Origin of the sequence: Candidatus Phycosocius bacilliformis (assembly GCF_003112735.1) — a bacterium.
Lineage (GTDB): Bacteria > Pseudomonadota > Alphaproteobacteria > Caulobacterales > Aquidulcibacteraceae > Aquidulcibacter > Aquidulcibacter bacilliformis.
The window spans coordinates 225,026-244,322 of sequence record NZ_BFBR01000004.1; the positions used below are offsets into that span (position 1 = coordinate 225,026).

Sequence of the window (19,297 nt, forward strand, 5' to 3'; positions counted from 1 at the left end):
TCTGCCACCATGAAATTCACCTTGTCTTGGCTTCGCGATCATCTGGCGACCGAAGCTGCTCTGCCGGAAGTGCTGGACGCCATGACGATGGCGGGCCTCGAAGTCGAGCATTGGGAGGATCCAGCCGACAAACTGAAAGCTTTTTCAGTCGCGCGTATTGTCGCGGCCGCGCGTCACCCCAATGCCGACCGCTTGCAAGTCTGCCAGGTTGAAACAATCGACGGCATGAAGGAAATCGTCTGCGGTGCGCCCAATGCACGGCCAGGCCTGACAACGGTTTATGCGCCTTTGGGTACTTTTATTCCCGGTAGCGGCATTACGTTGGAGCCGCGGGCCGTGCGCGGCGTGGTCTCCAACGGCATGTTGTGTTCGGCGGCTGAGCTGGAAACCGCCGAAGAGAGCGATGGCATCCTTGAGCTTGATGACGCTCTGGCCGTTGGCACGCCCGCCGCTGCCGCTTTAGGCCTTGCTGACGCGGTGATCGACTTTGAAGTGACGCCAAACCGCCCCGATTGGCTCGGCGTGGTGGGTATCGCGCGTGAATTGGCTGCAGCCGGTCTCGGCACACTGAAAGATCATTCAGTTAAACCAGTAGCTGGCAGCTTCCCCTGTCCGGTGACCGTGACCATCGACGCGCCTGAGGCCTGCCCCGCTTTCGCGGGCCGCTTGATTAAGGGCGTGAAAAATGGGCCAAGCCCTGCGTGGCTGGCGGATCGATTGCGCGCCATTGGCCTGCGCCCGATCAATGCACTGGTTGATATCACCAATTTCATTTCCTATGACCGCGCTCGGCCTCTGCATGTCTATGATGCGGCCAAACTGACCGGCGGCATTGTGGCGCGTATGGGTGAGGCAGGCGAAAGCTTTGTCGCCCTCGATGGCAAGACGTATGAGTTGACCTCCGCCATGTGTGTCATTGGCGATGAAGCCGGACCTCTGGGCTTGGGCGGCATTATGGGTGGCCTGTCGTCGGGTTGCTCTGAAGAGACCGTTGATGTCTTTGTCGAGAGTGCCTTGTTCGCGCCTTTGACGATCGCTCAAACCGCGCGCGCCTTAGGCCTCCAATCTGATGCCAAATACCGCTTTGAGCGGGGTGTTGATTCAGGTTTCATGGTGGATGGGCTAGAGCTTGCCACCGCAATGATCCTGGAGCTGTGCGGCGGCACCGCCTCAGACGTCATTATTGCCGGGGAAGTTCCTGCGGCCCCAGAAGCCGTGCCCTTTGCCACCAAGGAAGTGCATCGCTTGACGGGCCTAGACCTCAGCGATGGCGAAATTGACACCATCCTGACTGCTTTGGGCTTCTCACCGGACGTGACCGGGGCGGGAACCCGCAAAGTTGGCGTCCCCACGTGGCGGCGGGATGTGGCAGGCCCCGCTGATCTGGTCGAAGACATTGCGCGCATCGCTGGCTTTGACCGCTTGCCGACGGCCAAATTGCCAGAGCGCAAAGGCAGGAAAGAGCCCCTACTAACCGCGGCGCAAAACCGGGTCCGTTTAGGCCGACGCAGCCTCGCTGCCCGCGGCTGGATGGAAGCGGTGACGTGGAGCTTCGCCAGCCGCGCGACCTGTGAGTTATTTGGCGCTGCCCAGGGCGGCGGGGCTTTGGTTCTGGCCAACCCCATCGCCTCAGACCTCGATTGCATGCGACCCAGCGCCTTGATCCATCTGCTATTAGCAGCCCAACGCAATGCCGATCGCGGCTTTGGCGACCTCGCCTTGTTTGAAGCCGGTCCGGTCTATCGCGGCGATGGGCCGAAAGATCAGGAGATGGTTATTGCCGGTGTCACGCGGGGTCATGTTCGCCATTGGGATGGCGCGGCCAAACCAGATGTATTCAGCGTGAAAGCCGATGTGTTGGCCATGCTGGAGGCCATGGGGGCCGCCATGGGTGGCCTACAAACCGTACAAGGTGCGCGGGCGTGGTGGCATCCTGGCCGGTCTGGCACATTTAAGCTCGGCCCTAAGACCATACTGGCGGAGTTTGGCGAACTGCATCCGCGCGTCCTCAAAGCCATGGGGGTGGACGGACCGGTCTATGGTTTTGAGCTTTTCCTCGATGCCCTGCCACCGGCCAAGGTGAAGCCCACAAAGACCAAGGCCAAGCTGGATGCTTCAGCCTTACAACCTTTGTCACGTGACTTTGCCTTCTTGGCGAAAGCCGACATGGCAGCTGGCGACCTCCTGCGCGCAGTGGGCCAGGTCGACAAGACATTGATCTCCGACGTCAGTCTGTTTGACCGCTATCAGGGGCCCGGTGTGGCCGATGGCCATGTGTCGCTGGGGGTGCAAGTCACCTTGCAGCCGCGTGAGCATACGCTGACAGAGGCCGAAATTGAGGCCGTCAGCACCAAGATCATCGCAGCTGCCGACAAGTTGGGTGCTCGTCTGCGCTAGCGGACGCTGGGCGGGTCGGACTTGGGAAACTCGTAAAGCACGATCACATTCCCATCCCAATCCAGAAAGCCCTGTTCAACACCATCACCCTGCCCGAGCGAGGGCAAGACGCGCGGACCGAAAACCGTCAGACCCATCGCCTTGGCCTGCGCGATGATGTCAGCCAAGCGCCCATTGGCATTGATGACCGCCCCCGTGGTGCGAATCCCGGTCTTGGGCGGCAGCGCCACACCCTTAACCTCCAGCAAGGCGAGGGTTCTCACCTGATTGGGGCCCGCACTTAACGTGCAAAAGCGCATCTGGGCTTCTGCAGGAATATTGAATACTTCGCGCGAGTAGGAATTGGGGCCAGAAACCGTGATGGCACCGGGCTCCAGGCCCATCACGTCGCGCCACAATGTCAAAGCCCGCTCCATATCGGTCACCACATAGAGCTGACGCTTGTAATATGCGCCCTGATAAGGAGCCTCAGCAGGCTGAGAGGATGGCATTTGCGGGCCGGTCTGTGCCAGTGCCGGGGTGAGAGGGACTGTAGCCAGAGCCAGACCAGCACCCAGAGCACGAAGGCTAAACCATTGAGTCGTCATATGAAGTCTCCTGACATCCGAACCAATCTCATGAACCGGCGCGGTTTCGAATTGACGCCAGCCTATATCAGGTTAAATGTCCGGACAAATGAAAAGCTTTCGCTCACTTCTCTTCGTGCCAGGTTCACGCCCGGACCGCTTTGACAAGGCGCTGGCCGCCGGGGCCGATGCGGTGTGCATCGACTTGGAAGATGCTGTGCCACCGCAAGATAAAGCCGATGCGCGGGCCGGGGTGATGGCTTATCTGACCGGCCGTGAGCGGGGCCAAGCCTGCGCGATTGGGGTGCGGATGAATGGGCTTGATACGCTCGACGGGCTAAAGGACATTCTTGCCTTGGCCGAAGCGGGGGTAAAGCCTGATTATCTGATGGTGCCCAAAGCAGCCTCTGGGCCCGCCTTGGCCAATCTGGTGCATTTGCTCGATTTGGCAGGCTCTGGTCAGGAGCGGGTCGGCCTGTGGGCGGTTGTTGAATCCGTTGGTGGCCTCAAGAATGCAGCCGAGATTGCCGAGATTTGCGGCAGTTCTGGGGGAATCTTGTTTGGCGGTGCTGATTTTTCCCTCGCCATTGGCACCGGTATGGACTGGGAAGCCCTTTTCCATGCCCGCACCACTTTGGCCACTGAAGCCCGCGTTGCCAACGGATCCTTGATGGATGTGCCTTATTTGAACGTGAAAGATGAAGGAGGTCTTCGTGCAGAATGCGTGCGCGTGAAGGCGCTGGGCTTTGACGGCAAGGCCTGCATCCACCCCAGCCAAGTCGCCATCGTCAATGAAGTCTTCTCCCCGTCCGAGGCGGAGTTAGACTGGGCTAAGCGCGTGATTGACGCGGGCAAGTCCCAAGATGGCCGCGCCATTTTGCTCGACGGCAAACTCCTCGACATCCCCGTTTATCTGCGCGCAGAGCGCGTGTTGTCCAAAGCAGGAATTGAGTTCTAACCATGGTTCGAAACGTGAAAGAAGTGGGTCCCCAGCGATACCGCGAGACCTTTGGTCGCTATTTTGAGGACTTTGTGGTCGGCGATGTCTATGAGCACCGCCCGGGCAAGACCATCACTGAATATGACAATCACATGTTCACCTTGATGACCATGAACACCCACCCGATGCACTTCGATGCGCAATTTGCCGCCGCCAGCGAGTTCAAAAAGAATCTGGTTGTGTCACCCTATACTTTGGCACTGTGCATTGGCATGAGCGTGACCGATACCAGCCAAAAGGCGATCGCCAATCTGGGTATGGACGAGGTGAAGTTCACCGCACCGGTGTTTGCCGGTGATACGCTGTATGCCGAAAGCGAAGTGCTGGCCAAACGAGAGAGCGCCAGCCGCCCCGGGCAGGGCATTGTCACCATTATCACCAAGGGGTTCAACCAAGACGGCGTCATGGTGTGTACCTTCAAGCGCAACATGCTGATCCCTGCCCGCGGCCACGCGGTTGAGGACAAAGTGGGCAATTACTGATCGTGCAGGACAGCTAAGGCTGACGAGGAGACGCGACATGGCAGACGGACATTTCGGACATATCAGCGAGGCAGATGAGCGCCAGATGCTGGACGCGATCCAGAAATGGATTGAGAAGAAAGTCGCCCCTGTGGCGATGAAGCTAGAGCATGACAATGAATGGCCAGCCGACCTCGTCCAAGACATGGCAGAGCTTGGGCTGTTTGGCGCGATCATCCATCCCGATTATGGCGGCCTTGGCCTGTCGGCGACCACCTATTCGAAAATCGTCACCATGATCTCGCAGGAATGGATGAGCCTGACAGGCATCTTCAATTCCCATTTGATGATGGCAACCGTGGTGCAGCGCTTTGGCACCGATTATCAGAAAGACTATTGGCTGCCGAAGTTTGCCACCGGTGAAATGCGCGGTGGTTTGGGCCTCACAGAACCCGATGCTGGCACAGACTTGCAAGGCATCCGCACCGTCGCGCGCCGTCAAGGCGACAAATATATCGTCAATGGCACCAAGACCTGGATTTCCAACGCGATCGAAGGCCATTGCGTGGCCTTGTTGGTCAAGACCGACCCCGATGCCCAGCCCCGTCACAAAGGCATGAGCATGCTGATCGTACCCAAGATTGACCCCGAAACCAAAGTCCCGCTCAAAGGCATTAAGAATGGCAAGAAGCTGGAAAAGCTCGGCTATAAGGGCATTGATTCAGGCGAATTCATCTTTGAAGATTATGAAGTCGACGCCAAGAAGAGCTTGGTTGGTGGTGAAGAAGGTAAGGGCTTCATCATGGCCACGGGTGGCCTTGAGATTGGCCGCGTCAATATCGCTGCCCGCTCGGTCGGCATTGCCAAGCGTGCTTTGGCTGAGAGCGTGAAATATGCCCAGTTGCGCAAGACAATGGGCAAGCCGATTTGTGAGCATCAGGCCATTCAGCTGAAACTGGGCGAAATGGCCGCCAAAACGCGCGCCGCGGAACTTCTGACCCAGGATGCGGCAGCGGCCTTTGATCGCGGCGAGCGGATCGATATGGAAGCCGGCATGGCAAAATTCTTTGCCTCTGAAACCGCCGTGGAAGTGGCGTTCGAAGCCATGCGCATCCATGGCGGCTATGGCTATTCGAAGGAATATGTCATCGAACGGCTCTATCGCGATGCGCCGCTGATGTGCATTGGCGAAGGCACCAATGAGATGCAGCGCATCATCATCGCCAAGCAATTGGTGGCGCGCAATCCGGTCTAGGATGGGCGAGGATGATGCTCGAGACCGCCCGTCTCATCTTGCGCCCTCCCACTGAGGCAGATTTTGAGGCTTGGGCGGCCCTATTGGCCGACCCTAACTTGCTTGAAGCGGGCGAAAAGCCCGTAACTGGCCCTGAGGCTTGGCGGTCATTTGCGGCGGCGGCTGGGTCTTGGCAGTTGCGCGGCTATGGGGTTTTTGCGGTTTTCGAACGCGAAAGTGGCTCATTTGTCGGCCGTGTTGGGCCCCATAAGCCCTATGGCTGGCCCGACCGCGAGCTTGGATGGGTGATTGCAACGCGCTTCCAAGGTCTGGGCTATGCTGTGGAGGCCGCAAGTGCGTGTCGTGACTGGATTTTTGAGGTGCTGAAATGGCCCCGCATTATCCATACCATTCGCCCTCAAAATCGCGCCTCCTGCGCCATCGCGACGAAAATCGGCTCCAGAAACTTAGGCCCCATTCAATTGCCGCCGCCTTATGACCACATTGTCAATGACGAATGGGGCCAAACCCGCGAGGAATATTTGGCAAGGAGCCAACAGGCTTGATGGCTTATCCCAATCAGACTTCTTACCCCTAGCCCCTCATCCGGCAATCATGTATATACGTGTATATACAATCAATCGAGGACAGGACGATGGCGACGCACAAAACCAAGACGTTCAAAAGTGGCAATAGCCAAGCGGTGCGCTTGCCAAAAGCGCTGGCCTTTCCTGAAGGCACGGAATTGGAGATGGTACGCGAGGGAGATGTTATTACCCTGCGTCCAACCCCGCGGTCCGGCAAAATTAGCTTCCAACAAATGTTAGCAGAGCTCCGAAACCTGCCTGACGTCGCCGACATTGAAGCGCGCGATCCCGATATCTTTCCTGAGCGCGAGGGGTTATGAGCCCGCTTTACCTGCTCGATACCAGCGTTGCCATTGAAGTTCGCGATCGCAGTCGGGACATTCTAGAGAAGCTGCAAAATCTCAGCGGGCGGCTCGCGATTTCTGTCATCACGCGTGTTGAGCTGGAGGGCGGCGTTCACCGAGAGCCATCGTCCGCTGCACTGAGGCGACAGCGACTTGATGTTTTCCTTTCCTTCATGCCTGTGCTCCCCTTCGAGGAGAAGGATGCAGACCGGTATGGATTGATCTTGCAATCCTGTGGGTTTTCACGCCGCAAAATCCTCGACCGGATGATTGCTGCCCAGGCTTTGAATGCACAGGCGACATTGGTGACGCTCAATCCGCAAGACTTTGACGACATCACAGACTTAGAGGTGTTGGGATGGTGAAGACATGGCGCACCGGCTCGTGCCATTGTGGGGATGTGCGGTTTGAGGTGCTGTGCGCCGACACAGCCGAGGTGGAGGCCTGCAATTGCTCCATGTGTGCGCGGACGGGGTTTGTGCACCTGATTGTGCCACAAGATCATTTCCGGCTCTTGGCGGGGGCCGAGTGCCTGACCTCCTACCGTTTCAATACAGGCGTGGCCAACCATACCTTCTGCTCGCGCTGCGGGGTCAAGCCATTCTACACGCCGCGCTCCAATCCCGATGGGATTAGTGTGAATGCGAACTGCTTTGATCCGGGTAAGGCCCCAGACCTGACCATTGTTCCGTTTGACGGACAGAATTGGGAAGCCAATGCCGCCAAACTGGCGCATAAATCTGTTTCACCTTTGAAAGGCAAACACCCATGAGACCGCATTTTTGTGCTTTGTTGCTGACCGCCAGTTTGGCCCTAAGCGCGTGTGTGGCAGGCACGATGGGCCGGGCCAAGGACGCCCCACCGCCGCAGACAGTCGCCGCTGTCGATCTCAATCGCTATGCTGGAACGTGGTATGAGATTGCCCGCTATCCCAATAGCTTCCAGAAAAAGTGCGAGGGTGTCACGGCCCAATATGCCCTGCGCCCTGATGGTCGGGTTGGCGTCACCAATACGTGTGCGACCGGGACCAAGGATGGCAAACCGCGCAGTGTTCAAGGCGTGGCCTCGGTGATTGCAGGCTCCAACAACACCAAATTGGCGGTCAATTTCGCCCCCATTCCCTTGCCAAAGGGCGATGGCAATTATTGGGTGCTGTATCTTGATCCCGATTATCAGACAGCCTTGGTGGGAAGCCCTAATGGCTCTTATTTGTGGCTCTTGGCGCGCACCAAAACCATCAGCGCCGAGCAACGCGCCGCGCTGAATGCAGCCGCCGAGCGCAATGGCTTTCGCACCGACCTTCTCAAAGACACGGTGCAGAAGTGATGTCGGTGGCTGAGCTTCCCCTTGCGGGCATCAAAATCCTGTCGATTGAGCAATATGGTGCGGGGCCTTATGGCACGATGTTGCTGGCGGATCTGGGTGCTGAGGTCATCAAAATCGAAGCACCCAGCATGGGTGGCGATGTCAGCCGCGCGACGGGCCCCTACTTCCTGGGCGAGCAGGACAGCCAATTCTTCCAGACATTTTCGCGTGGCAAATCCTCGGTGGCACTCGAGATTAAGACTGCTGAAGGCCGGGCTGCCTTTGAGGCCATGGTGCGGGAAGCCGATGCGGTGGCCAATAATCTGCGCGGCGATCAGCCGGCCAAGATGGCCATCACCTATGAGGATTTGAAAGCGATCAACCCCAAGATCGTCTGCGCCCATCTTTCCGCCTACGGACGCGATAATGAGCGGGCGTCTTGGCCGGGCTATGATTATCTGATGCAGGCCGAAGCAGGTCTGATGTCCATGAGTGGCGAGCCCGATGGCCCGCCGGTTCGATGCGGCCTGTCGATCATTGATTTTCACACCGGAAGCCAGTTGGCTGTCGCCCTTTTGGCGGGCATCCTCGGTGCGCACCGGACGGGAAAGGGTTGTGATGTGGATGTCGCCTTGTTTGATACCGCCTTGCACCAACTGTCATATCCAGCCACGTGGTACCTCAATGAGGGGGTGCAAGTCGGCCGCCTGCCACGCGGGGCACATCCTTCCATCGCGCCCAGTCAGGCCTTCAAGACCCAAGACGGCTGGCTCATGCTCATGTGCCAAACGCCAAAATTCTGGGAGATTTTTTGCACCAAGATGGGCCGCTCAGACCTGTTGACCGATCCCCGCTTTGCCAGCATCCCAGCCCGACGGGCCAATCTGGCTGATTTGACCGACGTGCTTGATACCTTGCTCTCAACCCAGCCCACATCTGCTTGGATTGCGCTTTTGGGCGGGCAGGTTCCCGTCGCCCCCATTTATGACATCGCCCAAGCCCTCGACAGCACCCATGTGAAGGCCATCGGCATGACCGACGTGGTTGACCATCCCGATGCCAAGGATGGCCGCTTGCGCATGTTGGCCAGCCCGATCAAGGTCAATGGCAAGCGGCCCGCTGGAAAGCGCGCGCCAAAAATGGGAGAGCACGCTGTAGCGCAAAGTTGAAATTTCGCTAGATCCACCATATCGATCTTAAACTTATTTGGTTGGATTTTGATGATGAACGACAAACGTGCGACTATGGAAGATCAACTTACCATTATGGTCTATGGAGCTTTTTTCTTCTTTTTGGGAGCAAAGTGGCTTTGCGGCGTGTTCATTGTTGATGCACCTCTGCTGCTGACCCTTGCGTCCGCTGCTTGCACAATACCTTTCTGGATTGTTGTCTTCTCTGCAAAGCTCCCGCCCAATTTGCCGAAGTCAAAACTGCTTTGGGGTCTTGGATTTTTAAGCAAATGCTATGTTTTCGGATTAGCAGCAATGATGTTTGCCGCCGAAATCTACCGGAGCGCAGGTACAGAAATATCTCGCCAAGAGCCCAATGCGAACGCCCAGTTGCTTTTGGATGCTTGGACGCATCAGGCCGCGATGTTGTCGCAGCTGGCCATGTATGGGTTTGTCGTGGGGCTGGCCATGGTGGGCATTATGCTGATAGCAGCACCCATTCTGCTGACGCGCCGGGCTCGGCCACTGGTTGAAGGCAACCAAGCCTAAAACAATGAGCGCACTTTTCTCGCATTAGGTTGGATCGCTTTCGCACTGGGCATCGGGTTGCCTGCCTTTGTAGTGGTCTTGGTTACGTAGATCAGCCACATTCCCTTGGACCTACTGGGCAAGATAATGGACCCGGAAACCATTCCCTTACCTCGCACGAACGAAATCTCGATTGTGGGTGATTACAGCTTCTGATGTTTTGACAATAACGAGCGCTGGACGAATTGGCTGGTGTGTGGCGCAGCCGAGATGGGCTTTGAAATCACCGATGCTCTTATGGCATAGAGGCTGTGTCGCAAGAGAAAAGTAACATCATGAAACTCCAAGGCCTAAAAGTTCTCGACCTCTCTGCTTTTTTGCCGGGGCCGCATATGACCATGATGATGGCCGATCATGGGGCCGATGTCGTGATGGTTGAGCCTGCCAATGGTGTGGGTGAGCCCACCCGCGTGATTGGCTATAAGACCGAAGACGGTGTGTCGGTGTGGTTTCGCAACATTGCGCGCGGCAAGCGCAGCCTGAAGATCAATCTGAAAGACCCAGAAGCGCGTGAACTGTTCCTGAAGCTCGCCGCAGAGGCGGATGTGATTGTCGAAGCTTTCCGACCAGGCGTCGTGAAACGCTTGGGCGTGGACTATGACACCATCGCCGCGATCAACCCGCGGATCGTCTATTGTTCCATCGCGGGCTTTGGTCAGGACGGCAAATATGTGAACAAGCCCGGCCATGATCTGACGATGGAAGCCATGGCAGGTCTGGTCGATCTCAACCGGGGCTTAACCGATGATAAGCCCGCCAGCCCCTCCATCCCCGCAGCGGATATGGCTGCCAGCCTGATGGCTTTTGCCGCGATCATGATGGCCCTTTATCGCCGCGCAGAGACGGGCAAGGGCGATTATATCGATCTTTCCATGTATGATGCGCTTCTGGCTTGGACGCCCAACGTTCTGGGCCCCGTCTTTGCCGACAATGCCCATCCGGTGGCCAAACAAATGCGGCCCTTTGGCGGGGCGGCCATGTATCGCCCCTATGAGACCAAGGATGGAAAGTTCCTGGTCTTGGGTGGGTCAGAGCATCATTTCGCCAAGAATTTGCTCGACGCTTTGGGACGGCCCGACCTCTTTGACTATGCCAAGCTGGAACCCGGTCCCGGCCAAGACCCGCTCAAGCGCTATTTCGAAGAAACCTTTGCCAGCAAGACCTTGGAGGAATGGAGCGCCTTTCTCAAAGACGTCGATCTGTGCTGGGCGCCCGTGCGCAGCCTAAAGGATGCGATGGAAGACCCCTATACCATCTCGCGCGGCATGGTGCTGACCGATGCGGATGGCAATAAGCATTTGGGCATCCCCATCCGCTTCCGGGATGAACCGGGTCGGGCCACGCTCAGCCTACCCGCCTATGGCGCGGATTCTGAGGCATTGGCTGGAGAGGCAGGCCTTGATCCTGCCGCCATTGCCGCGCTGAAAGCGCGTGGTGCAATCTGATGGTGGATGTCACAATCCCAGAGGCCCTGCGACAACAGGCCATTTGGTGCACAACCTTCGACTCCCCCTTCACGGCTGCCTTATGCGAAACCATGGCCAATGATTTTGAGGCCGGTGGGGTCATTGCAGATCTGACCGGGGGTTGGCCTACGCAGCCTATCCAAGATGCTTTAGCGCTGCGCTTGGCGGGTGCCCTGCATGCCATTGTCCTGACCGATCCAGACGGCAGCTTGGCCAAAGTCTGGCCGCAGCAAGGCCGTGCTTGGTCTATGGCGGAGGCTTGGCCAGTGGCGCGTGTGACCTTGCGCGAACGTGAGTCTTGGGCACGCGCGTTTCTAAAGTCCCCACCCCAGACCAATGAGGTGCGCCGCGCTATGGGCCTATGGCCCGGCCTGTGTGCTGCTGCTGAGGCCTTTGATGGGCCGATGGATGTGTTGGAGCTTGGGGCGTCGGCCGGACTCAATCTCAGCATGGACCGCTTCCACTATGATGGTGGCAGTTGGCAGTGGCACAGCCCCATCGCGGGACCGCGCGTGGCGCTTTCCACACAATGGATGGGTCCTGCGCCGCGCTTTCCAGACCATGTTGCCATCCGCAACCGCGCGGCCTGTGATCAGAATCCCTTGAATACGGCTCTGGCAGAAGATCGGCTTCGGCTGCGCGCCTATATCTGGCCAGACCAGCCCGAGCGTCTCGAGCGCGTCAATGCGGCCATGGAAATTGCCCAAGCCCAATCCATCACGCCCGAAAAAGGCGATGCAGCCGACTGGATTAAGGCCAAGCTTGCGGCCCGCGCGAAAGATGCGCTGACTGTCGTGTATCATTCCGTCTTTTTCCAATATCCGCCGCAAGCCGTGCGCGATGTCATCACACACGCCATCGAAACCGAAGGCGCACGCGCCACGCCCGCGGCCCCGCTGGCTTGGCTGCGGTTTGAACCGGGTGGAATTTTGGGCCATGCCCAGCAGGGGGCCAATATGGTGTTGGAATTGATCGAATGGCCTTCAGGTCGGCGTCGGGTTCTAGCCGAACTTGACCCCCATGGTCGCTTTGTTCATTGGCACGGGGCTTGAGCCCGCACGGCCTCAATAATGGGGTGGCTTCTGGTCAGCCGGTGGCAGCTCGGCTTGTTCATGCTGGCGCTGGGCTTCGCGCTCCAACAAATGATCAACCCGGCGAGTCAGACGGGTGATTTCGCGGGCCTGCGCATTGGAAAGGTCTGAGAGTTCTTCCACCGTCCGCATCAAATGCATGACGTGAATTTCCAAGGCTTCAAGACGCGATTCCATGATGTGCTCCGATGTGTGACAGCCTCTTTAGCGGATCACGGCGCGGGAGTGACAGAAATGTCAGCACCTAAGAGCTTGCTTTACCACAAGGCGCCGACCATCTTGGGTCAAACATCATGTGCTTTCACCTCTTTCACCGCAGGACACCCATGCGCTTTTCCCTCACCACCACAGCCGCTTTGATCGCCCTGACTGTCGGCTGCATAGCCGCACCCGCCATGGCCCAAACCGCCAGCCCAAACAGCGCACCTGCGACGGCCCCCGCGGCGACGCCTGCCTTTGTGCAAGCCGCTTTGCCCTATGGTTTTGAGGCTTTGGAGCCTGTGATTGATACCGCCACCATGCGCCTGCATTATGAGCGCCATCACGGTGCCCAAGTGGCCGGCCTGAATACCGCGGTGGCCGCCAACCCGACCTATGCGGGTAAGAGCCTGGAGGCGCTTTTGGCGGGCGCATCGACAGCCCCTGCGGCGATTCGCAACAATGCAGGCGGGCATTGGAACCACAGCTTCTATTGGCAGATCATGGCCCCGGTCGGTACGGGCGGCGCGCCTTCACCCGAACTGGCCGCCGCCATCACCCGGGATTTTGGCTCGCTTGATGCTTTCAAGGCGCAATTCCGCGCCGCCTCCATGGGCCGTTTCGGGTCTGGCTGGGCCTGGGTCGTTGTGGGCAAGGATGGCAAGCTGGCCATTGGCTCCACCCCCAATCAGGACAACCCTTTGATGGATGTCGGCGATTTTCGCGGCAAGCCCATCCTTGGCAATGATGTGTGGGAACACGCCTATTATCTGAAATATCAGAACAAACGCGCCGATTATGTCGATGCTTGGTGGAGCCTGATCAATTGGAACAAGGTCTCCAGCCTTTATGCCGAAGCCATAAAGCCCTAGGGTGCGTGAACGTCGGGCGGCAGCACGATCACATAATGCTTTTCCATGGCGTCCAGGACCTCCCACACGCCTTCAAAGCCATTGGGAATCACGAAACCGTCGCCTTGTGACACGTCCAGAACCGTGCCGTCTGACCCGGTCAGACGCGCCCGGCCTTGGGTGATGTGGCAATATTCCATCTCATCATATTTGACCCGCCACGCACCGGGACTGGCGCGCCAAACCCCGGCGAACACACGCCCATCTACGCTCTCATAGAGATTTTGGGTGCCACCGGTGGCCCCGGCGACCACCACACGATCTGGGTCAGGTTGCCAGGGCTCAAACGGCGCGAGGCTATCTCGAAAGCTGATCAGACGCATCAGGACGCGGTTTTGGCCGTATCGGTCGGCGCTGGCGTCTGCGGTGCCGGGGGGATCACGCGGCTGGCCAAATTGGCGCGCACATCGCGGGCGTCAAAGGCATCAACACGATCAGCCGGTTTTGACCCTTTTCCGAGAATAATCTCTGCTGTCGCTTGGAAGCGGGTCACCTCTTCATCGTCGAACGGGTCATAGAAGGGGTCGAATGGGCCGCGCGGCCAGAATGGATCATAGACATTGATCCAGCCATAACGGGGATGAAAAGTCGAATAAGAGCTTGCGACCGACCAACGCGATCCCAAACGTGGCCGCGTAAATGTTTTAGGGTCGGTGGCGCGTTGGGCTATCTGGAACCAGTCATAGCCATTCTCGATTGTCACATCCGCTGCCCGCAGCAAGAGACGATCTTCGACTTGCTCACGCGTGGTGCGCGTATTGCCTTCGAAAATGATGCGGAAGCGATTGGATTCGATGCGCTGATCGGTAAAGCCAAACTTGCCGGCGCTTGCTGCCTGGTAAGGCGTCGCGCCGTTTGTGGGGCTGGTGGTGGTGGCGCAAGCCGTCAGACAGAAGGTTGCGCAAAGGGCCGTCAAAGTTACAAGCGTCTTCATCTTTTGTCTCCACTTGCCCGTCCCGAGTGGATAAAATGCGCGCTCCGCCATCTTTCGGCAAGGGTCAAGACTGGTGAATTCCAGCTTTGTGATGACTGATCCCACCAGAAGTTCTGGCCCCCGCGCCTTTGCCTGGTCTGCAGCGTGGTTGGACGTCACACTTCCTAATGCGCTTCCCGGGCACGGGGGTCGTCACCGAACAACGTATCGAGGATTTGGCCCTCAAGGGCGGCAAATTCGGGCGTGCCGCGACGGCGTGGCCTTGGCAGGTCAATGGTCAGATCAAGCGCCACGCGACCCTGGTCAATCAGAATGACCCGATCACCCAAGGCCACAGCCTCGCCGACATCATGGGTCACCAACAAAGCCGTAAAGCCCAGGTCCTGCCACACACCTTCCAACAACGCCTGCATATCAATCCGGGTCAGGGCATCGAGTGCGCCTAAGGGTTCATCCAGCGCCAATAGCGTCGGGCGAGAGACCAGAGCGCGCGCCAAAGCCACGCGCTGACGCATGCCGCCAGACAATTGCGACGGCCACAAGCCTTCGCGGCCCTTCAACCCGACTTCGTCCAGAATGGCTTCAGCCTGTTTGTTGGCCTCCGGGCCGGTTTGGCTGGCTCCCAATCCGACCGCGACATTGGCCTGCACGCTGGCCCACGGCAACAGGCGCGGTTCTTGGAACACAATACGGGCAGCTTGGGCCTTCAAAGCCGGAGCATCAAGCGTACCACCGGTTGGGGCATCCAGCCCAATCATCAGGCGCAGCAGTGTGGATTTGCCGCAGCCAGACTTACCAACGATGGATACGAACTGGCCTTCAGGGATTTCCAGATCAATGCCTTGCAACACGATATTGCTGCCAAAGGCCTTTTGGACTTGTTTCAGGCTGATGCGGGAGCCGCCGGTAGGTTGAGCACTCATGGCTTATACCTTTGCATAGGCTGGGTTCCAGGCTAGGAACCGGCGCTCCAGCGCCCGGGTGGCACTATCAGCCAGCTTGCCCAGAATGGCATAAATAACAATGGACAACACAACGATGTCAGTCTGCATGAATTCACGCGCTGCCATCGCCATGTGACCAATACCGGAATTGGCAGCAATGGTTTCTGCCACGATCAGGGTTAGCCACATTACCCCCAGGGCAAAGCGCAGTCCGACAAAGATCGACGGCAAAGCGCCCGGCAGGATGACCTTGATGAACAAGGTCCGATTGTTCATGCCATAGATGCGGCCCATTTCGATCAATTGCGGGTCGACATTGCGCACACCATGCAAGGTGTTGAGATAGATCGGGAAAAATACACCAAGCGCCACCAAGAACAGGCGTGCATTTTCGCCAATGCCAAACCAGATGATGACAAGGGGAATCAGTGCGAGGTGCGGAATGTTGCGGATCATCTGCAGGGTAGGATCCAGCAACATCTCGCCGGTCTTGCTGAGGCCATTCAGCAAGCCCAGACCAAAGCCAATCGCCCCGCCAATGATCAGCCCGCTCATGGCGCGGGCGAAGCTGACGCCCAGATTATCCAGCAGGCTGCCATCAACCAGCTTGTCCCACGCCACCTGGAGCACCGCACTGGGGGCGGGCAGAATATTGGGCGGGAGCCAACCAAGGCTGGCGGCAACTTGCCAGAGGATAACCAAACCAACCGGCACCATCCAGGGAAGTGCCTTATTGAGAGGACCGTCAGAGGCCGTTGTTGCCATGATTTACCCTGTCCAGCCGCGCCAAGCGGCATCACTGATGCTCACACGTTTGGGTATGATCCCCAATTGTGCGAACCGGTCAACCGTTGCTTGCTGGGCAGACAGCACATCATCACTCAGTGGCTCTACCTTGAAGTCTGTTCGCTTCATGGTGTCCTTGAGCAAGTCAAGCTCAAGGCCGGATGCCTTGGCGGTAATCTCAGCCACTGCATCGGTATTGGCGGCGCACCAATCGCCTTCCTTGGCGATAGCGGTTAGCAGGGCCTTGAGGTCTTCACCACGGGCGTCGGCGAATTTCGCATTGGCCAAAAGGAAGCTGGCACCGCCGCCCAATTGATCCAGCCCCGTCAACACGCGCGCACCCTGATCACGGATTGCCAGTGTGAAATAAGGGTCCCAAATCACCCAGCCGTCAATGCCACCTTGGGCAAAAGCAGCTGCAGCATCGGCCGGGCCCAGATTGATGGATTCAACGTCATTCAGGCTCAAACCAACACTCTGCAACGCCACCACGGCGCTGTTATGCGCTGACGAGCCACGGGTGAAGCATAATTTCTTGCCCTTCAGGTCCTTAAGCGACTGTAAGGACGACCCTTTGGGGGTGATAATGCCCCCGGCTTTGCCCGACAAACGGACTTGGGCGACATATTTGATCGGTGCCCCAGCCACTTGGGCGAAGATTGGCGGCGTGTCCCCAGTCAGGCCTAAGTCAACCGATCCGACGGCCATGGCCTCCAAGAGCGGAGGTCCAGAGGGAAATTCAACCCAGTTCACGGGATCAATTCCCGCAACCTTCAAAGGTTCGACCAGCGAACCGCGTGTTTGGGCCACCAGCATGACCCCGTTCTTTTGAAAGGCGAGATTGACGCCCTTGCCTGTGGTTTTGCTGGCCTGGCCACAGGCGGCAAGGGCAGCCGAAGCTGCCCCTGCGACCAAGAGACCACGACGCGAGAACCTATCGGCCATCGCAGCCATGTGATTAGCCCCCGAACTTCGCGCGCAGGGTCAGACCGAAATAGCGGTCTGCTTCACGCGGGATCAGATAGCGCAATGACCCGCCTGGGCCGCCCGGCGTGACCAGCGATGCATATTGCTGGTCGGTCAGGTTCTTGATGTTCAGAGTCAGGCGATAGCGATCTTCCTTGTCGCTGAACCCGATCGACGCATCAACGATGGTTGTCTCAGGAATGCGCAACAAGGGATTTTCACCCAGATCCGAGAATTGATCGCTGGTGTAGGAGACCTGACCATTGAAATAGATGATCCCTGGGAGAGAAGCAGGCTCCCACTGATAATCTGCACCCAGTGAGGCCTTCAGGCGTGGCGACAAGGCCAGACGCTCACCCCGACGCGCCGGGGACAGCACCAGATTGGCGTCCCGGAACTCTTCGATTTGGGCATCCGTAACAGCCAGACCACCATTGATCGTCAGACCATTGTCGGCTCGGATCAACCAGTCCAGCTCCAGACCGGTCGTCGAGACATTACCTGCATTGGTCAAACGCGTGATGACAACACCATTGAGGGTGTCGAAATTATTGGCCTGGAAATTCTTGTACTCGGCCCGGAACACGGCGAGGTTCAGCAGGATGCGGTTGTCGAGGAATGCGGTTTTCACCCCACCTTCGGTCGAATCCACTGTCTCAGGTGAAATAGCATTCAGGCCGGTCGGGTTCATATTGAAGAACACGTTGTAGGCAGGGCCCTTATAACCACGCGACTGGGTGACATAAAAATTGATGTCGTCGGTAGCCTGATACTTCAGACCCAGCTTGCCTGAAACATTGTCCTCACGTGTGCTGCCCTTGAAGCCGCTCAAATCGTTGCGCAAGCCGGGCAGGCCGCCCACAGGAGCAGGAACGCGGTTGTGATAATAGCTCAGCTTGTCTTGGGTGAGGCGAACCCCGCCGACAACCGACAATTTGTCGGAGAATTTGTAAGAGCCATCCGCAAACACAGCGGCGTTGCGCGACTCAGAGCCGAAATTGGCGCTTGAGAAGGCGGTGACAAAGGTCGAAACCCCGCTCGCGGTCGAGCATGGACGTTGGCCGGTCGTGTCGATAGCCAGAGTCGAGGCGGTACAGACGATGACGTCCCGACGGAAGTCGCGCTCGGTTTCAGCATTGGCGTAATAGGCACCCAACACATATTCCAACTTCTCGCCGCTGGGCGAGGTCAGGCGCAATTCCTGGCTGAACGTGGTGGAGGTTTGTGGACCATCATCGTGCAATTGGGCAAAGCCGTTGCCAACATAGGCTGCTGGCCGATCAAGCCAGTCGCCTTCGCGGACTTCCCGATTGTCCCAACCGCGATAGGCGGTGATCGAGGTGACCGTAAAGTCGCCCGCCGTCCAATCTGCCTGGGCTGAAACGCCCCATGCTTCTTCTTCGGTCCGGGTCACCAGATTGTGGCGCACGGTGCGGGTCTTGTCGCCAGCGAAGGTAATGCCAGGCAACAGAGAAACGAGGGCGGGGCCATTGGCACCGGTTGGGGCAGTCCCAATCACTTCGCCGCAGCAATTATCATCAGCTTTGCGATAGTCGCCGATCAAGCGCACTTTCAACGCGTCGGAGGCATCAATGTCCAAAATGCCGCGAACGCCGTAACGCTCATAGCCATTAATCTTGCCGCCGGTGGTCAGATTGGTGATATTGCCATCATATGAGCCACCAAACACGGTGACGCGCGAGCGAACCGAGTCAGAAAATGGCATGTCGACCGACGCGCGCAGCTTGTATTCATTGCCATCATTGGCGGTCAGTTGAATGTCGCCGCTGTGGACCCGTCCGGGGGCCTTCGAAACAATATTGACCACACCAGCCGAGGAATTCTTGCCAAACAGCGTGCCTTGTGGCCCACGCAGCACTTCAATGCGCTGAATGTCGGAGAGATCGCCAAAGGCTTCCCCTGCGCGCGCCAAAACAACCCCGTCAAGCACCACAGCCACGCTGGGCTCGGCAGCGATGGAGAAATTGATGGTGCCAACGCCACGCAGGAACAGCGACGAGTTCAGATTGGTGCCGCCTTTGCGGAAGTTCAAAGTCGGGATCTGGGCTTGCACGCTTTCGATATTGTAACCACCAGCGCGTTCGACCTGTTCGCCACCGACGACGGTCACGGCGGCTGCAACTTCCTGCACGTTTTGAACGCGCTTTTGAGCTGTCACGATGATGACTTCAGCTCCGGAGTCGGATTTGGCTTCAGGTGCTGCCTGCGCAAAGGCGCTTGTGCCCATGGCAACGAACAAAGTGGCCGCCGCAGCGGACCCAAGTAAAAGATGACGCATATTTTCCCCTCAGTAGTACTCGATCTCTCAGGACCGTCTTGATGCAGGTCA

General features: G+C 57.9%; 22 protein-coding genes. 14 read left to right on the top strand and 8 right to left on the bottom strand.

Translation table 11 applies throughout. From position 1 onward, the window contains the following. The first annotated feature begins 9 nt into the window (after positions 1-9). Positions 10-2,397, top strand: a complete 2,388-nt coding sequence (pheT, locus tag PbB2_RS08205; RefSeq protein ID WP_108984821.1) for a phenylalanine--tRNA ligase subunit beta — start codon at positions 10-12, stop codon at positions 2,395-2,397. On the opposite strand, the gene PbB2_RS08210 is transcribed toward pheT, so the two are convergent. Beyond that, the gene (locus tag PbB2_RS08210; protein WP_108984822.1) at positions 2,394-2,984 is read right to left on the bottom strand and encodes a VOC family protein; all 591 of its coding nucleotides are present in this window, start codon (positions 2,982-2,984) and stop codon (positions 2,394-2,396) included. The two genes, pheT and PbB2_RS08210, sit on opposite strands and share 4 nt — an antisense overlap. A gap of 88 nt (positions 2,985-3,072) precedes the next feature. Here PbB2_RS08210 and PbB2_RS08215 point away from each other — a divergent pair, with 88 nt between their 5' ends. The 12 genes from PbB2_RS08215 to PbB2_RS08270 all read left to right on the top strand — a co-directional run bounded on the left by PbB2_RS08215 (position 3,073) and on the right by PbB2_RS08270 (position 12,169). Continuing rightward, entirely contained in the window at positions 3,073-3,921 is an 849-nt protein-coding gene (locus PbB2_RS08215; protein ID WP_192576242.1) for an HpcH/HpaI aldolase/citrate lyase family protein, read from the top strand. Between the two features lie 2 nt (positions 3,922-3,923). Beyond that, positions 3,924-4,445, top strand: a complete 522-nt coding sequence (locus PbB2_RS08220) for a MaoC family dehydratase (RefSeq protein WP_085338348.1) — start codon at positions 3,924-3,926, stop codon at positions 4,443-4,445. A gap of 37 nt (positions 4,446-4,482) precedes the next feature. After that, on the top strand, positions 4,483-5,679 hold the full coding sequence (locus tag PbB2_RS08225; protein ID WP_108984824.1) for an acyl-CoA dehydrogenase family protein: 1,197 nt from the start codon (positions 4,483-4,485) through the stop codon (positions 5,677-5,679). An 11-nt stretch (positions 5,680-5,690) separates the two neighbouring features. Next, positions 5,691-6,224, top strand: a complete 534-nt coding sequence (locus tag PbB2_RS08230) for a GNAT family N-acetyltransferase (protein ID WP_108984825.1) — start codon at positions 5,691-5,693, stop codon at positions 6,222-6,224. A gap of 89 nt (positions 6,225-6,313) precedes the next feature. Then, on the top strand, positions 6,314-6,565 hold the full coding sequence (locus PbB2_RS08235) for an antitoxin (RefSeq protein ID WP_108984826.1): 252 nt from the start codon (positions 6,314-6,316) through the stop codon (positions 6,563-6,565). Next, entirely contained in the window at positions 6,562-6,954 is a 393-nt protein-coding gene (locus PbB2_RS08240) for a type II toxin-antitoxin system VapC family toxin (protein WP_108984827.1), read from the top strand. Before PbB2_RS08235 ends, PbB2_RS08240 begins: the two co-directional genes overlap by 4 nt. Beyond that, positions 6,948-7,361, top strand: a complete 414-nt coding sequence (locus PbB2_RS08245) for a GFA family protein (RefSeq protein ID WP_108984828.1) — start codon at positions 6,948-6,950, stop codon at positions 7,359-7,361. Before PbB2_RS08240 ends, PbB2_RS08245 begins: the two co-directional genes overlap by 7 nt. After that, complete coding sequence (locus tag PbB2_RS08250; protein WP_108984829.1) at positions 7,358-7,915, top strand: lipocalin family protein; 558 nt, start codon at positions 7,358-7,360, stop codon at positions 7,913-7,915. The genes PbB2_RS08245 and PbB2_RS08250 overlap by 4 nt, the downstream gene beginning before the upstream one ends. Before the next feature lie 5 nt (positions 7,916-7,920). Beyond that, a complete protein-coding gene (locus PbB2_RS08255; protein ID WP_238164920.1) occupies positions 7,921-9,063 on the top strand; it encodes a CaiB/BaiF CoA transferase family protein in 1,143 nt (380 codons plus the stop codon). Positions 9,064-9,117: 54 nt separating this feature from the next. After that, the gene (locus tag PbB2_RS08260) at positions 9,118-9,612 is read left to right on the top strand and encodes a hypothetical protein (RefSeq protein ID WP_133245759.1); all 495 of its coding nucleotides are present in this window, start codon (positions 9,118-9,120) and stop codon (positions 9,610-9,612) included. Positions 9,613-9,926: 314 nt separating this feature from the next. Then, positions 9,927-11,096, top strand: coding sequence for a CaiB/BaiF CoA transferase family protein (locus tag PbB2_RS08265; protein ID WP_108984832.1), 1,170 nt, complete (start codon positions 9,927-9,929; stop codon positions 11,094-11,096). Continuing rightward, positions 11,096-12,169, top strand: a complete 1,074-nt coding sequence (locus PbB2_RS08270) for a DUF2332 domain-containing protein (protein ID WP_108984833.1) — start codon at positions 11,096-11,098, stop codon at positions 12,167-12,169. Before PbB2_RS08265 ends, PbB2_RS08270 begins: the two co-directional genes overlap by 1 nt. A gap of 12 nt (positions 12,170-12,181) precedes the next feature. Here the strand turns inward: PbB2_RS08270 and PbB2_RS08275 are convergent, their stop codons facing one another. Continuing rightward, positions 12,182-12,385, bottom strand: coding sequence for a SlyX family protein (locus tag PbB2_RS08275; RefSeq protein ID WP_108984834.1), 204 nt, complete (start codon positions 12,383-12,385; stop codon positions 12,182-12,184). Between the two features lie 149 nt (positions 12,386-12,534). On the opposite strand from PbB2_RS08275, the gene PbB2_RS08280 reads away from it, so the two are divergent. Beyond that, entirely contained in the window at positions 12,535-13,278 is a 744-nt protein-coding gene (locus tag PbB2_RS08280) for a superoxide dismutase (RefSeq protein WP_108984835.1), read from the top strand. Here PbB2_RS08280 and PbB2_RS08285 read toward each other — a convergent pair. The 6 genes from PbB2_RS08285 to PbB2_RS08310 form a co-directional block, all read right to left on the bottom strand. Then, a complete protein-coding gene (locus PbB2_RS08285) occupies positions 13,275-13,640 on the bottom strand; it encodes a cupin domain-containing protein (protein ID WP_108984836.1) in 366 nt (121 codons plus the stop codon). The two genes, PbB2_RS08280 and PbB2_RS08285, sit on opposite strands and share 4 nt — an antisense overlap. After that, positions 13,640-14,251: a CC0125/CC1285 family lipoprotein gene (locus PbB2_RS08290; protein WP_238164921.1), complete on the bottom strand. Its 612-nt coding sequence runs from the start codon at positions 14,249-14,251 to the stop codon at positions 13,640-13,642. The genes PbB2_RS08285 and PbB2_RS08290 overlap by 1 nt, the downstream gene beginning before the upstream one ends. 164 nt (positions 14,252-14,415) lie before the next feature. Then, complete coding sequence (locus PbB2_RS08295) at positions 14,416-15,174, bottom strand: ABC transporter ATP-binding protein (RefSeq protein WP_108984837.1); 759 nt, start codon at positions 15,172-15,174, stop codon at positions 14,416-14,418. Positions 15,175-15,177: 3 nt separating this feature from the next. Next, positions 15,178-15,960, bottom strand: a complete 783-nt coding sequence (gene ssuC, locus PbB2_RS08300) for an aliphatic sulfonate ABC transporter permease SsuC (protein WP_108984838.1) — start codon at positions 15,958-15,960, stop codon at positions 15,178-15,180. A 3-nt stretch (positions 15,961-15,963) separates the two neighbouring features. Next, positions 15,964-16,935 (bottom strand): aliphatic sulfonate ABC transporter substrate-binding protein, encoded by a 972-nt coding sequence (locus tag PbB2_RS08305; protein ID WP_108984839.1) that lies wholly within the window; start codon positions 16,933-16,935, stop codon positions 15,964-15,966. A gap of 4 nt (positions 16,936-16,939) precedes the next feature. Beyond that, the gene (locus tag PbB2_RS08310; RefSeq protein ID WP_108984840.1) at positions 16,940-19,246 is read right to left on the bottom strand and encodes a TonB-dependent receptor; all 2,307 of its coding nucleotides are present in this window, start codon (positions 19,244-19,246) and stop codon (positions 16,940-16,942) included. Positions 19,247-19,297: the final 51 nt, after the last annotated feature.